Below are 15890 nucleotides of genomic sequence, written 5' to 3' on the forward strand. Positions count from 1 at the left end.
TGCCGGGCACTGACCGGTAAGCCAAGGGGCCGTTAAGCGTCTGGTTTGATGGCGTCGATGCCAGCCGGTCAGTGCCCGGCAATACGTTCGGCGGGTAGCTCCATATGACAGAGGTGAATACCCGGTGCCCAAAAATCGGGCTTAAAGTCGACTTGCACAAAGCCAAATTTGGCAAAAAACACGTCGGCGTGCTGCGATGTCCGCACGTCGATACGCGCCATGGCCGGGTAACGCCGAATTTCGGCCAGGCAATGGGCCACCAGTTGGCGCCCCACGCCTTGTTGCTGGCAGTCGGGCGCGACAAATACCCACGCCAGTCCTCCCCAGGTTTCGTTGGCACGGATGTAGTATCCCGCCGTACCCAGCACCCGGCCCTTGTCGACATACACAAACTGCGGGTTTTCGCGCCGGTTCAGGTAGTCGATCAGGTCGGTTTCTTCGTGGTCGGCGAAGTACAGGGGCGTGTTCTGCCGAAAAACAAGGCAGAGTGGTTCGAGGTCGTCGGGGTGGTATGGGCGAATCATGTAGCAAGTGTAAGAAAACGGAGACATTAGACACTGGACGTTAGACCTTACTGTACCATCAAAACGTCTATTGTCTAATGTCCAACGTCTTAAAGTCTATCAATCAAACGGCGGAAAATCGTCGAGAAACGTGACCGCGTCGGTTTCGTGATCTACACAGCAGCAATAGTGCATCAGGCCGTTGGTCACAATCAGATAAGGTGCCCGATGCACGTGGTTGTACCGGGCAATCTGATCGAACACCGACTGATTAATGGGTACGTGCGGAGCCTTGCACTCAACCAGCAGAAAGGGTTGTCCCTGCCGGTCGAACACGAGCAAATCGGTCCGTTTCTGTCGCTGATTGAGCAACAGCCCGCCCTCGCACCGAATCAGGGCTTTCGGGTAGCGGTAATGGCTCAACAGCAGATGAATCATGTGTTGCCGCACCCACTCTTCGGGCGTCAGACGGACGTACTTTCGGCGCAGTTCGTCGAAGATGTGCGCCTTCCCGTCAATCTCGCTAATTTTGTGTCCAAATGTGGGCAGGTTCAGCGTGTCCATGTACAAATATAATGAGTGAATGAGCGATTGAGTGATTGAGCGAATTTCATACGTCGACTGATAACCCATCGCTCATTCACTAATTCACTCATTCACTCAATAAATTGGATGAAAACCAAAGAAGACATTGTACAAAACTGGCTTCCGCGCTATACCGGAACGCCCATTGAGCAGTTTGGCGAGTACATTCTGCTGACCAACTTCATCAACTACGTGGAGCTGTTTGCCAACAAATTCAACGTAGAGATTTACGGCCTCGGACGGGCCATGCAAACGGCTACGGCCAACAACATCACCATTATCAACTTCGGGATGGGCAGCGCTATGGCGGCTACCGTGATGGATCTGCTGTCGGCCATTCAGCCCAAGGCGGTGCTGTTTCTGGGCAAGTGTGGGGGCCTGAAACGCTCTACCCAACTGGGCGACCTGATTCTGCCCATTGCGGCTATCCGGGGCGACGGTACGAGCAACGACTACATGCGGCCCGAAATTCCGGCCCTGCCCTCGTTCCGGTTGCAGCGGGCGGTATCGTCGATGATTAAAAAGCACGAACTGGACTACTGGACAGGTACCGTGTACACCACCAACCGGCGGATTTGGGAGCACGACGAGCAGTTTAAAGAGTACCTCCGCGAAACCCGCGCTATGGCTATCGATATGGAAACGGCCACCATTTTTATTGTGGGCTTCGCCAACTCGATTCCGCACGGGGCGCTACTGCTGGTGTCGGACAACCCGATGATTCCTGAAGGCGTGAAAACCGAGGAAAGCGACAAGAAAGTGACTACCAACTTCGTGGAAAAACACCTTCAAATCGGAATCGACTCGCTGCACGAACTGGCCTCGTCGGGCGAATCGGTGAAGCACCTACGATTTGAGTAAACCAATGGAATAGGAACGCGGATGACGCGGGATGGTGCGGATTTAAACGGATTTTAATCAAAAGAAATCCCTGAAAATCTGGCCAATCTGCGTCATTCGTGTTTCAATTCCCTTTTCATGGTTACCATTCAAATTGACGAACGCGACCCCAGCCTGCTGGGCGTTTACTTTCCGGCCGATCCCATTGGCAACGACTTGATACGGGAAGTGCCGGGCCGACGGTTTAGCCGATCTCGGCAGGGCTGGCTGGTGCCCAATACCCGCGAGTCGGTTGTGAAGATTGGACAGTTATTTGGCCGCGAATACTGCCGGTTCGATGAGGCCGTAGTGCGGTTATATAAACCCACTGCGACGGCTACCGAAGTGGAACAGGCCACGAATCCGGCCTGGCCCCCACTCCCTAAACGCCCAACGGGAGTACGGCCTTCCGGCTCTCACCGATTGCCCTTTCGGTACCGTCCCCCCGTAAACGAGTACGACCACCATCCGGTTATCAGGGCCGTTTGCGACGCGCTGCGTATCGGCAACTATTCGTACAAAACGCTCAAGAACTACAAGCAAGCCCTGATTGCGCTGATTCGATATGCTGATCCGAAACCAGTTGATGAGCTGACCAAAGCTGACTTTCTGAAATACCTGCTGTTTCTGGTAAATAAGAAACGCCTGCAAGCCGCTACGATCAACGTCCACATCAACTCGTGGAAATTCTACCAGGAGAAAGTACTGCAGCGCGACAAGGAGTTATACGACGTTCCGTACCCTCGACAGGCGCAAAAACTCCCTACGGTGTATAGCGTGGAGGAGGTTAAAGCCATTTTCAGGGCAACCACCAGCCTGAAATATCGGACCCTATTTCGGGTTGTTTACGGAACAGGCCTGCGTTTGAGCGAAGTGGCCAACCTTAAACTGACGGACCTTGACCGGGCCCGTCGATTGCTGACTGTACGAGCGGGTAAAGGTAAAAAAGACCGGATCGTGATGCTATCCGCCAAATTAGAGGATTATTTGAATGAGTATCTAACTCAATATCATCCCCGCACATTCCTGTTCGAGGATGCCGAACGGTCTGAACCTTTGGCTAATCGTACTATTCAGCAGGTGTACAGCGATGTCGTTCGTTATGCGGGGATTGCTAAACGTGGAGGTATTCACTCGTTGAGGCACAGTTTTGCTACCCATCTGCTCGAAGGGGGCACTGATATCCGTACCATTCAGGCATTACTCGGTCATGAAAGCATTTTGACCACGATGCGTTACACGCACGTAACCGCCGACCGCATTGGCTCCCTTAAAAGTCCATTGGACCATCTGTAGCTGGATCATGACGACGGAGCAACGGGCGCAACTGGGCAAGGCTGTAGAATCGCCCCCTGAGAGAATACCCCTGGGTGTATCGCACAACGATTCGCTTATTTTTTCGAATTGAGCCTCTACCATCGTACCGATATAGTTGCTTATCGGCTCCGAAGAAATATCCGGGGAAACCTTCAATATCCCAAACTCGCACGATTAATAAATGGGCAGTAACTTTTCGGGGCATCCGTTTTGTAAATGATTGTTCAGTCACCTATTATTGCAACTGCCCAGTCAGACAATGGCAAAGGTAAAATAGTATGCCAGACTAAACCACATCCGCCTGAATAGTAGCAATTTGTGGTTTAGTAAACTTGCGTACAATATAGCGTTGGGTGCGGTAATAAGCGCTTGTTGCAGGGGCGGGTTCTAGGCGACAAAATGAACGTCCCGACAGATAGCTTTAAGGCTCTTTAGTTAGGTTTTGCGTAACACGAGAAATGCCTCAGATAGGCAAGTCCTAAAGCGAGTTCGTTTACTTCCGGTCGACACTAAGCACTTGGGAGTTATTTAATACATATGAAAGGGATGTCAGTTTGGACGAAAAGAGTGATATGGATTATAGCAGGAGTAGCAATATATATCTGCTTGGGCATCCTATCTATTCCTTTCTTCTTTACGTACGGCTATACACCGACTTGGCAGTCGATTCTTATGTCCGTATTGGACCCTTACAGTATATTTCAGTGGCACAAAGAAAACCCATTGCTAGGGTTGCTTATTAGTGCATTAACCTGGAGTGTTGTTATTCGCTTAATATTTGAGAAATTGAGCAGGGCAACGTCCCGGCGACAGGCAGCGCGTCCCGAAAGCGAGTTTTGAGCCCAACGAAAATGAGAGTGCAAAGGTCAGAAGTATGTGCGCTCTTGCTATCTTACTTGCTCATCCATCAGCCCTCATGGGCGTTGGGTGATAGTCCAAAAAGTGCTGGCAGGGTAGCTTCCGGGCGACAGGCCAACCGCCCCGTTAGAGAAAGTTAAGTTTGCCGGGTAGTGTTCGTGCGACAAGGTGAACGCCCCTAAAATTCAGGTTTGAAAACGGCAGTATGGAAGAACAGATTGACAAAGATTGGAAGTTGAAGTTACGCTATGGCAAACTCCAAACTCCATTTCAACATTTTACCGTACTCGCTGAGGGTATTGTTGGTGATCTTGAAGAGGGGTTTTCTTGTCCCACAGGGAGTGCTTGGATGGGAATGAAGGTGTGGGCTACTGATTCTGAGGAAGCGGCTGATATGATACAGGTCATTGGTGAGAATATAGGCTTCACGGTGACAGGAAAGATTGAGGTTTATTCAACTGAACCCGTCCAGCCCCCAAGTGAAAATCCACATGGGTACGACATTCAGTTTACCCCATACAAAGAGGATTAAAAGTTAGTGTGCCGTGTCGCGGGCGACAGGCAGCACGCTGGTAGATCAAGGTTTTCAGCCCAACCAAACGGGTGTGTAAAGGTTCAGGTACGTGTATTCAGTTTGTTGCATCGCCCACCATCAACACCCGTTGACGTTGGGTGCCGGTCCATGCAAGGCCTGAGTGCCAGCTTGCGGGCGACAAGCCAGACTTGTGTGACAGCATTTTTTGTTTGTATGGATGCGTTTGGGGTAGCGAACAGGATTCGATAGAGCGTTTAGCAGCGCGGCAACGTACCTGCCGAAAGGCCAGAACCAGTCTATAAAGCGTGTCCAATCATAGTCCGTTTCGTATACTTAGTTCGACTAACGTCTTCCATTCGCTCACATGATTCGACTCCTCTTTGCAGTGCTTTTTTGTGCGTTGTGTGGTTCTTCTGCTTTCAGTCAAACCGTAAGCGATACAACAGTCACCCCAATCGAAATCAATCCAGAGTTTCCCGGTGGGCACAAAGAATTTTTCAATTACGTCAATTCCAGTTTGAAGCTTCCCGAATCTGTAGTCAAGACATTGTATCAGGGCGTCGTTGTAGTCTTTTTTACTGTTGACACCGACGGAACTGTAGTAGTGAACGACGTTAATCAAAACAAAATGGCGTTTACCAAAAAACGAATTGATGACGAAGACAGAGTTACCACTCAGCAGGAGTTAGCAGCGGCAGTAACAAAAGCTTTTACTTCAATGCCGAGATGGAAGCCCGGTACCCAAAATGGTAAAGCAGTGCGGGTAAAATACAGTATGCCATTTACTATTCAGTTCGGTTGAGCTGACAAACTCCGTTAGGTCAGGTCACCGTTGACGGGCAGCACTTGGGTACACGACGCAACAGTGCCCAACGAACCGGGGTGTAAAGGTGTTGCGGACTTGTGTGGGTTTGGCTACCTTGCTTCCATCAGCCCTCGCGGGCGTTGGGAGAACTGCCCGTCAAATACTTGTTTCAGCGTCTTGTCTATAGGCAGCGCATCCCAAAGGTCGAGTTTTTGACTTCCATTCCGTGTCTCTGTCGACAGAGCAGCACGTTTAACAGTCAAGCGTTTTACTTCCAAATCGGGCAAGCCGGCGACAGGGCAAATGCCCCAAGTAAACGAGTTAATCGAACCAGTAAATTTGTAAGAAGATGAAAGAGTATAAAGTTGAAATCGTGCGTTACGTCCAAAATACATTCGATTCGAATAAGGCTATCGCAGAAGCCAAAGCCGAAGCTCAAACAAAACTCGATGAATATGCTTCAAAAGGCTACAGGTTGGTCTCCACAACGGCCTCGGATTCAGCTACAATTTACCTGTTCTTTGAAAGAGATATTTAGCAGCTCATCGCTCCGGATAGGCGGTTAGTGGAGCGACAGACCGTCAGGCCCATCAGCTCAACCGGCAAGGGTACAAAGGTGGCAACTTACCTGCGTTTAGCTTATCTTGTGTCCAATACCCTGCGAGCGTCGGGTACTGACAATGAGTTGTTTAAAAGCGACCCTCTTCTTAGCCGCGAATATGACACCATTACGATTACTCATCTTGTTGAGTGGGGCACTCTTGGGGCTGGGTCCGCTACTAAGTTGCCAACCGAAGCAGAAACCGGCTGACAACCCACCGACCTCGATCGTCGTTTGTGGTACCATGCCAACGGACAAGGACTGGTACGGCGCTAACGAAAAAGCCATGCTCTTCGACAGTATCGGCAATATCCATTTCCCCATCACAACCCGGAGTCAGGAAGCGCAACGATATTTTAATCAGGGTCTTATGCTGGCGGTGGGCTTTAACCATGCCGAAGCCGCCCGGTCGTTTTACGAAGCAACTCGGTTAGACTCCACCTGCGCTATGGCCTACTGGGGCTTCAGTTACGTGCTGGGGCCAAACTACAATGCGGGCATGGAACCTGACAACTACGAGCGGGCCTATACAGCCATTCAGCGGGCAATCAGGTTGTCCGGCAATTGCACCGATAAAGAAAAAGCGTTGATCAAGGCACTGGCGAAACGCTACCCAGCCACGCCTGTCGATGATCGGAAGCCGTATGATGTAGCCTACTCTACTGCGATCAGACAAGTCCACGAACAGTTTCCCGACGACGCAGATATTGCCGGGTTCTACGCCGAATCGTTGATGGACCTGCATCCGTGGGATTTATGGGAAAAAGATGGGCGCCCAAAGCCCTGGACACCCGCTATTGTGACGGTGCTGGAAAAGTTGATGGCTCGCAATCCCGACCACATTGCCCTGAACCACTATTATATCCATGCCGTAGAAGCCTCTCATACACCGGAACGAGGACTACGAAGCGCATCTATTCTGGCTAAGGTAGCACCGAGGGCCAGCCATCTGGTCCATATGCCGTCGCACATTTACATCCGAACGGGCAACTACCACGAAGGGTCGATACGCAACCAGCAGGCCGTAGCCATTGATAGTATATACCTGATGAACAAACACGCCCAAGGGGCGTTTCCCCTGGTCTACTTTCCGCACAATTACCACCTGCTGGTTGCCACCGCCACGCTCGAAGGCAACTACGCCTGGGCTATGCGCTCGGCGCAAAAGACAGCCGAAAACACGAATAAAACATTGATGGCTCAACCCGCCTGGTGCGCCCTCCAGCATTACTATACGATTCCCTACCACGTAGCCATTAAGTTTTCCCGATGGGATGAACTCCTTCGGATGTGCGATGCCGACACGGTCCGGTTGACGTATCCCACCGCTATCCGTCATTACGCCCGTGGATTGGCGTTGGTCGGTAAAGGGCAACTGGCACAGGCAAAATTGGAATTACAACAACTTGATCGGTTAACCGCCAACCCTGACCTGGGCAAGCTGCTGGTTGGGCCAGTTAACTCGATGCGTTCTATTCTGGAAATTGCCCGTCGGGTGCTAAAGGCCGACATTCTGGCGAACGAAGGCCAATTAGATCGTAGCATTGGGGTATTACGGGAAGCCGTTGCGCTGGAAGATGCCCTGGGCTATAACGAGCCGCCCGACTGGTTTTTCCCGGTTCGCCATACCTTAGGTGCCACGCTGTTGAAAGCGAAACGTTATGCGGAGGCTGAAGCCGTTTTTGCCAAAGACCTAACGATATTCCCCCGCAATGGCTGGGCGTTATCGGGCCTTCGTCAAGCTCAATTAGGGCAGGGATTGACTGATAAAGCCGGACAAACGCAGGTCGCCTTAACGCAGGCCTGGAAATGGGCTGATAGCGACCTGAAGGCGGCCCAAATAGGTCGTCTGTAGATTTACCTAACCAACGGAAGATATAAAAGCATAACATACCTGATTATAAGCTACCTTGCGATCACCATCAACCTTCACGGGCGTTGGGTACAGTTCATGAAATTTTGAAGCAGCATCTTGCCGACAGTTCGGCAAACAATTGATCGGTTAGATTACAGCACCTTCACATTTATATTTCTATGAGACGTGATTATGTCGCCTTTATAGCCCTCGGAATCGTCTTCTTAGGTTTAGCCGCTTCGGGCCGAAGCAATGTCTACTATGGCATAGCTGTTATTTTCTTCATTGTTGCTTTTGTCCGTAAACGTCGGGCAACAAAGCAGTAATGGCATCGTATCGGCTCCGCGTGGGTGGCTTGTAGGGCAACTTGGCTGTCAGGAGGTGTCTTATTCCTGGACGATCACGGATGACCTGCTGAAGTGATCGGTTTTGTGTATCTGTGATTAGGTTGTGCTCACCCCTCAAACGTTCCAACGCCATGCTTACTCTCTCCTTATCCTCGCTCGAAGTCCTGTTTGCGTTACTGCTTTTGCTCAATGTGGCCGGTATCGTCAATTTGGTCTGGAGCCACAAAACGAAAAATAAATCGAATTAGTAACGCCTGAGTGAATGCACAATGTAAAATGAGTAATTGGGTTACCTGTTGAGGATCAAGCCTTTCATTACACATCTTGCACTATTCATTGTACATTTAATTCTGTCTGATTACGTAGTTACTTAGCGTTTATTTCATACATTGCCCTACCTAAAGCCGCTCAGTACTGAGCTGGAGCTTTCCGTATTTTTCCGGGCGGGTTCCACCAACCATACCGCATGTCTGTACAAAAACTCTCTCCTACCCTAATTCTGGTCTTTTTCTGCGTAAACGTCGCCCTTGGCCAATCTACTTCCTCTGGCCAACAAGTCGTTGTCAACAACGGGATTGGATTGGGTTCAGCCATTGCGGTAGCCATCTCATGGTCGCGTAATAAGTCGATTCTGTGGGCTATTGTTCACGGGATTCTTGGCTGGCTGTACGTGATTTTTTACTTTTTTACGCACCCCGACAAATAGCTCCCCGCTACCCTCCGACGCGTTATCGTCTGTTCAATTCAACCAAATCCCTATCCATCATGAAAACAGTGCTATTGGGTATCCTCTGCTTTGCTCTGAGCTTTACAAGCTACGCTACCGGTGAACCGGGTTTACGGGTTGAAAAAACATTCACCGATTCCCAGATCCGCGCGGTTGAGCGTCAGGCGATCCAATCGTATGGGGTGAAGGTGCAGATCCGCGTCCTGTCGCGCAACGCACGCAACGAGATCACAAACCTGTCGTTTGTCCGGTACGGGCAGGATGGCAAAGAGGGCGGTGGTTGCTCGTCGGATAAGTTTGGGGTGCTGCTTATCATGAAGTCGGGTTGCCAAATCGCCGACGCGGGCTTTGAGTCGCGGATACCGATGCCCGAAAAGTAAGCGCGCGTTAGTGGGTCATGCTCCCCGCCACGTAACACAGCGATAGAAACCGGCTCCGAATGGCTTTATCAATCAGCCAATTATTAAACGTGCCCGATTGTATGAAATCCATCCGCCAACGGCTGTTGATCGCTCCCCTCCTCCTGTTGCTAACCTCGCTTTGCGTAGCCCAGAACGACCTCAAGCTCATTAAAGAACGCGTCGTTACCGACCTCATGGCCGACCCGGTCAACGATAAACAGGTCGAAACCATTCTGGCCAAAATAAACGAGGATGGCAGTTTTAAGGGTATCAACTACGCCGATCTGAGCCGGACGGCGAGTTTCCCGCACGGAGGCCACACCCGCGACCTTGTCACGATGGCGAAAGCCTACAAAAGCAAGGCCTCGAAATACTACCGCAACAAAGCCCTGAAAGATCAGATTATCAAAGGGCTTACGTTCTGGGTGAAAAACGATTTTGTGGGCGACAACTGGCACGATAACCAGATTACCACCCCCACCAACCTCGGCAATCTGATGCTCGTGATTGGTGATGAGCTCCCCAAAGACCTGGTAGCTCAGGCCCAACCCATGATTGGCCGCGCCAACATGAACGCGTCGGGTGCGCGCCCGAGTGGCGACCGCGTGGTGATTGCCGGTATTCTGGCCAAAAACCTGCTTTTTCAGGGCGACTTCCAGGAGTTCGATAAAATCATCAAAATCATTGAGGGAGAGTTGAAGTTTTCGACTGGTGAACGGGGCATGCAGCACGACTACAGCTTCCACCACCGCGTCGACCGGGTCAATAACACCTCGTCGTATGGGTACGGGAAATACGCCAACGCATTTGGCGAATGGTCGTACTACGTGTCGGGCACGAAGTATGCTTTTGCCAAAGAGAAAATAAACCAACTGATTGATTATTACCTCGATGGCATCTACAAACAGATGGTGTACGGCATCTACGAAGACATCAGCGTAAAAAACCGGAGCATCTCCAACAAAGCGAACTTTGCGCCCCACAGCACCCTCGAAATCGAACGGGTGATGGTTAGCACCGACTACCGCAAGGCCGAACTTGAAGAGATCATCCGGCTTCGTAAAGGTACGGCCAAGCCCTCGGCCTCGTTTGCCAAATTCTTCTGGCAAAGTGAGCACTTTGTATTTCAGCGGCCCGGTTTTTACACCACCGTTCGGATGTACTCAACCCGGAACCGCAACATGGAAGAGCCCTACAACGGACCGGGCAAAACCACCCATCACCGGGCCGACGGCACTAACTACCTCATGCTCAAGGGCAACGAGTACCACAACATCTGGGCGGTTTACAACTGGCAGCGGATTTCGGGCACTACCATTCTGCAAAAACCGCAACTACCCGGCCCCGACGCTATTCAGAAAGACGGCCTGACCGATTTTGTGGGTGCCGTGACCGATGGACTGTACGGGGCCGTTGTGTTCGATTTCAAGAGCCCCCACGATGGCGTAGAGGCCCAGAAATCGTGGTTTTTCTTCGATAATGAGTACGTATGCCTTGGCACCGACATCAAATCGAAACCCGACCTGCCGGTAGTTACGACCGTCAATCAGGTACTGATGCGGAGCGATGTACGTCTGATGCAGACCGGCGCGCCCGTCACCCTAGCCAAAGGCAGCCGGCCGCTCGACAACGTCAAATGGGTACACCACGACAATGTGGGCTACATTTTTCCGAACCCCGCCAAGGTTCACCTCTCAAACCAGGCCGAAACCGGGCGTTGGTCAGATATCACTGATCAAAAAAACATCAGCAAGGAACTCGTTAGCGAAGACGTCTTTGCGTTATGGTTCGATCACGGCAAGAAACCGACCGGGGCTTCGTACGAATACATTGTGGTGCCCGGCGTGACCGAGCAACAGGTAAGCGAGACAGCCGGTACGAATCGGTCCATTGAGATTCTGGCTAACACCTCGGATGTGCAGGGCGTGCGACACAAGGGGCTGGGCCTTACGCAGCTGGCTTTTTACAAAGCGGGGACGCTCGAAATCGAAAAGGGGGTGCAGGTGAGCATGGACAGTCAGGGTATGGCCATGCTGAAACTGGAAGGCGGCCGGCTGAAAGAACTGACCGTAGCTGACCCGTCGCGGAAACTAAACCGGATCGGAATTTCTGTAACGGGCATTTACACCGGCAAAGGCGACCATTACCGCACCCTGGTGAACGAAGGGCAAAACAGCACCTTGTTCATTGTTGATCTGCCCCAGAACGTATACCTCGGCAAGAGCGTACACCTGAAAGTTCAGTAAAGCAGTCAACCTGTTAGACCTCATACCGCCTTACGGCTCTACTTACCACCGGACCTGTCTCGCTCGAATAGTTTGGAGCGGGAACAGGTCCGGTGTGTTTCGGTGCCCTGCCATTCCATCCGGCGTAGGTTGAGCGACAGTTTCTACGTATTTCTTGACTTAAGTTAACGAGTTGGGCGGGCCGGTCATCCTAGTTTTGCAACGAACAGAACAACCTGCAAGACCTTGACAATGAAAGCTGTCATGTACCGGACGTATGGTCCACCCTCAGTACTGCATGTGTCGGAACTGGAAAAGCCAGTTCCGAAGCCCAACGAAATACTGGTTCGTGTGCATGCCTCGACCGTTACGTCGGGGACTGTCTGGCTGCGACGCGGTGCTTTCCCCGGCTCCCGGCTGATGACGGGTATGCTTCGGTTGATAGCGGGCATCTTCCGGCCCCGGCGGCCCGTACTCGGCGTTGAGTTTTCGGGCGTGGTGGAGGCCACAGGCAATCGGGTCACCAAGTTTCATCCCGGCGATGCGGTGTACGGCACCACCACGGGCTTACAACAGGGAAGCTATGCCGAGTATTTGTGTGTACCCGAATCGTGGCGCGGTGGCGTAGTGGCCCTGAAACCCAGCCGCCTGACGTTTGCCGAAGCCGCTGCCCTGCCCGTGGGTGGTATGACCGCCCTCACGCTGCTCAATCGGGCGGGCAACCTAAATGGCCGAACGGTGCTCGTCTACGGTGCGTCGGGTAGCGTAGGTACGTATGCCGTTCAACTGGCTACGTACCACGGAGCATCGGTAACCGCGGTGTGTAGCACAACAAACATGGCCCTCGTTCGGTCGCTGGGAGCCGACGAGGTGCTGGACTATACCCAGACGGACCTCACACGATTGGGCCGCCGGTTCGATGTGGTGATCGATGCCGTGGGAAAACTTCCGGCTTCCTCCCGGAACGCACTCTTGCGGCCGGGCGGGCGGTTCGTATCAGTCATGTCCATGACGGGTGAGACCAATCAGCAACTGGAGAGGCTGCACCAACTCGTAGAAGAAGGGCGGCTCAAACCCGTCATCGACCGCATCTACCCGCTGGACCAAATCGTGGCGGCTCACGACTATGTCGATTCTGGCCGGAAGAAAGGAAATGTAGTGGTCGACTTAGTAACCGCTGGCCGTAAGCAGCTCACCAGTGCGCTTCTTGCGTTCGGTTTGTTTATCGTAGCCATAGGCTGCTCCCCTACCCACATGCGGTTGAAAAGTGAGCAACCCGACAACCCGGTCCTGGAGAAACTGTATCGTCAAGACGTAGCCATCCGAAAATTAGATGCCGAAACCGATACGGTGAATCTGGAGCGGTACGACAAGGTGCATCGGGAACGCGTGTTTACCTTACTGGCCGAAAATGCAGTCATAACCCCGTTAGACAAACTGAGAGCAGCCTGGATTTTACAACATACGGCGGCCCAACTGTGCGAAGGGACTTTAACCAGTATAAGCCCGGAGAATTTTCTGTTAGCCTACAAGCTGTCTTCCAGCGGTCTGCATGACCTTGTGCAGCAGCAAGACACGGCCACCATTCGGACGTACAACGTAGCCAGAGTAGTCGCGTTGAATTACGACAGGTATTTGCTGTACACAACTGGCTACCAGAAGTTTGGTACTCAGTTTGTCTTTGACGACAAAACGGGGGAAATGTGGCTGGCCCCCATCGATACCACCCTGGCCACGGATGAGGAGCGCAAAACGTATCAGGTAGCCCCCCTACAGCAGTTACGGGCTACCTACAAGATAAAACCGAAGTAAATGACACGCTACTACGCGCTCTTGTTCTTCCTGCTGCTGGCCGGGGTGACTCAGGCCCAAAGCCCGGTGCTCCTTAGGCAACAGCTTCAGCAGGTGCTCGACGAGGAAAAGCTGGTGGGGGCCGTTTGGACAACCGTCGATTCAGCGGGGCAAATCACCGTAGGTTGTGCCGGCTACCGAAACAAACCGGCCGGGCAACGGCTCAGCCCCACCGACCGGGTGCATGTGGGGTCGATCACGAAAACCGTGCTGGCGATGGGGCTGCTGCGGCTGGCCACAGAAGGCAAAATCAGGCTCGATGCTCCCCTAAGCCGTTACCTACCCGACCTGCCCATGCAAAATCCCTGGGCCAAAACGCACCCCGTTCGGGTTGGGCATCTGCTCGACCATACGGCGGGGCTGGAAGACCTCCGGCTGTGGCATATGTTCAGCGCTGAAGCCACCCCCAACACCCCGCTGACCGAGGTGTTTCGGCGCGACCCATCGGTATTGCAGGTACGTACCCGGCCGGGTAGTGCCTTTGCGTACTCCAACATCGGCTATACGCTGGCCGCTATGGTGATTGAGGCTGTTACGGGTGGCCGCTACGAAACCTACCTCGACGCGCAGTTGCTCAAACCGCTGGGCATGACACGGAGCACGTTTCAGTTCGTGAGTCAGCAGGCAGACCCTACGCTGGCCTACGGTCATCTGGACAATGGCGAGGTCGTGGCTGCACTCCCCATTTTTCTGCGTCCTTCTACACAGCTAACCACCACTGCCCACGACATGGGCGTGCTCATGCGTTTCCTGATGAGCGATGGCACCCTCGGCGGTCAACCCTTTATCGACCCGGCCTTGCTGGCGCAGTTGGGTAAGCCCGTAGGCACCGATGCGGCCCGGCAGGGACTCGCGTCGGGCTACAGGCTGGGGCTGGTCACGAGAGACCGGTACGGTGTGGTAGGGCTGGCGCATTCGGGGAATATGGTGGGTTATAATGCCATGTTGTACCTGTTCCCCAGGCAGAAAAAGGCGTTTTTTATCACCCACAATATGGATAGCGAAACCGCTAACTATGACCGCTCGAATCAGGTGCTGGTGAGCTACCTGAACCTACCCCGGCCAACGCCCCCGTCGCCGAATGCGCAGCTTCCTAACGGTTTTGCCGAGTGGGCCGGGTACTACCTGCCGATCGTGCCGAAATTTGAGCCGCTGGCGTTACTTGACCGATACACCAACGTATTGCAGGTACGTGTCCAGGCCCAGGAAATACGCATAGAACCTATGCAGAAAGAAGCTTTTCGGCTCGACTATGTTGGTCACAGGCTGTTTCGGGCCGAGGGGCGTCAGCTCCCATCGACAGTCTTTTTTCGGAACGACGACGGGCAGATGATGCTGGTTGCCGACGGCCGGACACCCTTCGTGAAAACGTCGGGCGTTTGGGTGTGGGGGGTTTGGCTGAGTCTGAGCCTGGGCCTGGTGGGTTTATTTTGGCTACTATTGTCGGGCTTTGTTCAGTGGTTTCGGCTGGGTATGTCGGTTCGGTATCGACCCATTGTCTGGGCATGGCTGGGTATCCTGCTGCTGCTGGTACCGGTGCCGTTGCTGGCCACTCAGTCGTTCACAACCTGGGGCGACTTCACAGCGGGTAGCGGTCTGCTGGCGTTGGTGACGGCTTTACTGCCCCTGTGCCTGCTGCTGGCAGGTTGGCGGCTTTGGCGGTCGGGCTTTGCATCGTTTGGGACCAAGCTCGACGGGCTGGCGGTGTTGCTTTCGCTACAGGCCGTTGGGCTCCTGGTTTATTGGCATCTGATCCCATTCCGGCTATGGATTTAACCACAACCTGTATGCACCGCCTTCACTACGTTGCGGGTCTGATCATGACCGTTTTCATCAGCATTCACCTGCTCAATCACTTAGCCAGTTTGTACGGTCCTGAGCAACACATTGCTACCATGCATACGCTACGAAGCGTGTACCGGCATCCGGTGATGGAGACACTGCTGTTGGGGGCAGTACTGGTACAGATGGTCTCGGGTTGGCGGCTTTTCCGGGCTACACGCCACACGGCTACCGGTTTCTTTCCCAAACTACACCGCTGGACAGGCCTGTATCTGGCCCTGTTCTTTCTGATTCACCTAAGCGCGGTGCTGGGCGGACGGTTGGTGCTGCACCTCGACACTAACTTTTATTTCGGCGTGGCGGGTCTGAATACCTTTCCGTTAAACCTGTTCTTTGTGCCCTACTACGGGCTGGCGATCATCTCATTTTTTGGACACGTGGCCGCTATTCACCAAAAGAAAATGACCCGAACCGTAGCGAGCCTGTCGCCAACGGCACAGGCCGGGGTTATTCTGGCGGTGGGTGCCGTGCTGACGGTCGTTATTTTCTACGGGCTAACCAACGGTTTTCGGGGCGTTGCGATTCCGGCTGAATACAGAGTGCTGGTAAACCAATAATT

At 52.9% G+C, this 15890-nt stretch carries 14 protein-coding genes; 12 read left to right on the forward strand and 2 right to left on the reverse strand.

From position 1 onward, the window contains the following. Positions 1 to 68: 68 nt before the first annotated feature. Positions 69 to 524: a GNAT family N-acetyltransferase gene (locus tag F5984_RS20110; protein WP_185155587.1), complete on the reverse strand. Its 456-nt coding sequence runs from the start codon at positions 522 to 524 to the stop codon at positions 69 to 71. Positions 525 to 623: 99 nt separating this feature from the next. Further along, positions 624 to 1067 carry a type I restriction enzyme HsdR N-terminal domain-containing protein gene (locus F5984_RS20115; RefSeq protein ID WP_152126009.1) on the reverse strand — a complete coding sequence of 148 codons (444 nt, stop codon included), beginning with the start codon at positions 1065 to 1067 and terminating at the stop codon, positions 624 to 626. A gap of 108 nt (positions 1068 to 1175) precedes the next feature. Between F5984_RS20115 and F5984_RS20120 the strand changes: the two genes are divergently transcribed. From F5984_RS20120 to F5984_RS20180, 12 genes are all read left to right on the forward strand, one after another. After that, complete coding sequence (locus F5984_RS20120) at positions 1176 to 1949, forward strand: AMP nucleosidase (protein WP_152126010.1); 774 nt, start codon at positions 1176 to 1178, stop codon at positions 1947 to 1949. Between the two features lie 117 nt (positions 1950 to 2066). Next, positions 2067 to 3263 carry a tyrosine-type recombinase/integrase gene (locus tag F5984_RS20125; RefSeq protein ID WP_246169189.1) on the forward strand — a complete coding sequence of 399 codons (1197 nt, stop codon included), beginning with the start codon at positions 2067 to 2069 and terminating at the stop codon, positions 3261 to 3263. Between the two features lie 1084 nt (positions 3264 to 4347). Beyond that, on the forward strand, positions 4348 to 4674 hold the full coding sequence (locus F5984_RS26595; RefSeq protein ID WP_185155588.1) for a hypothetical protein: 327 nt from the start codon (positions 4348 to 4350) through the stop codon (positions 4672 to 4674). Positions 4675 to 5041: 367 nt separating this feature from the next. Further along, positions 5042 to 5479, forward strand: a complete 438-nt coding sequence (locus tag F5984_RS20140; protein ID WP_152126011.1) for a hypothetical protein — start codon at positions 5042 to 5044, stop codon at positions 5477 to 5479. A gap of 352 nt (positions 5480 to 5831) precedes the next feature. After that, a complete protein-coding gene (locus F5984_RS20145) occupies positions 5832 to 6020 on the forward strand; it encodes a DUF4177 domain-containing protein (RefSeq protein WP_152126012.1) in 189 nt (62 codons plus the stop codon). Positions 6021 to 6327: 307 nt separating this feature from the next. Further along, on the forward strand, positions 6328 to 7938 hold the full coding sequence (locus F5984_RS20150) for a tetratricopeptide repeat protein (protein WP_152126013.1): 1611 nt from the start codon (positions 6328 to 6330) through the stop codon (positions 7936 to 7938). 813 nt (positions 7939 to 8751) lie between these two features. Further along, positions 8752 to 8991 carry a hypothetical protein gene (locus tag F5984_RS20155; protein ID WP_152126014.1) on the forward strand — a complete coding sequence of 80 codons (240 nt, stop codon included), beginning with the start codon at positions 8752 to 8754 and terminating at the stop codon, positions 8989 to 8991. A 59-nt stretch (positions 8992 to 9050) separates the two neighbouring features. Next, positions 9051 to 9392: a hypothetical protein gene (locus F5984_RS20160; protein WP_152126015.1), complete on the forward strand. Its 342-nt coding sequence runs from the start codon at positions 9051 to 9053 to the stop codon at positions 9390 to 9392. Positions 9393 to 9493: 101 nt separating this feature from the next. Next, a complete protein-coding gene (locus tag F5984_RS20165; RefSeq protein WP_152126016.1) occupies positions 9494 to 11659 on the forward strand; it encodes a polysaccharide lyase family 8 super-sandwich domain-containing protein in 2166 nt (721 codons plus the stop codon). A 231-nt stretch (positions 11660 to 11890) separates the two neighbouring features. Continuing rightward, positions 11891 to 13450 (forward strand): NAD(P)-dependent alcohol dehydrogenase, encoded by a 1560-nt coding sequence (locus F5984_RS20170; RefSeq protein WP_152126017.1) that lies wholly within the window; start codon positions 11891 to 11893, stop codon positions 13448 to 13450. Beyond that, on the forward strand, positions 13451 to 15265 hold the full coding sequence (locus F5984_RS20175; RefSeq protein WP_152126018.1) for a serine hydrolase domain-containing protein: 1815 nt from the start codon (positions 13451 to 13453) through the stop codon (positions 15263 to 15265). An 11-nt stretch (positions 15266 to 15276) separates the two neighbouring features. Then, the gene (locus F5984_RS20180) at positions 15277 to 15888 is read left to right on the forward strand and encodes a hypothetical protein (RefSeq protein ID WP_152126019.1); all 612 of its coding nucleotides are present in this window, start codon (positions 15277 to 15279) and stop codon (positions 15886 to 15888) included. The last annotated feature ends 2 nt before the right edge of the window (positions 15889 to 15890 follow it).

This window comes from Rudanella paleaurantiibacter (genome assembly GCF_009184635.1).
Lineage (GTDB): Bacteria > Bacteroidota > Bacteroidia > Cytophagales > Spirosomataceae > Rudanella > Rudanella paleaurantiibacter.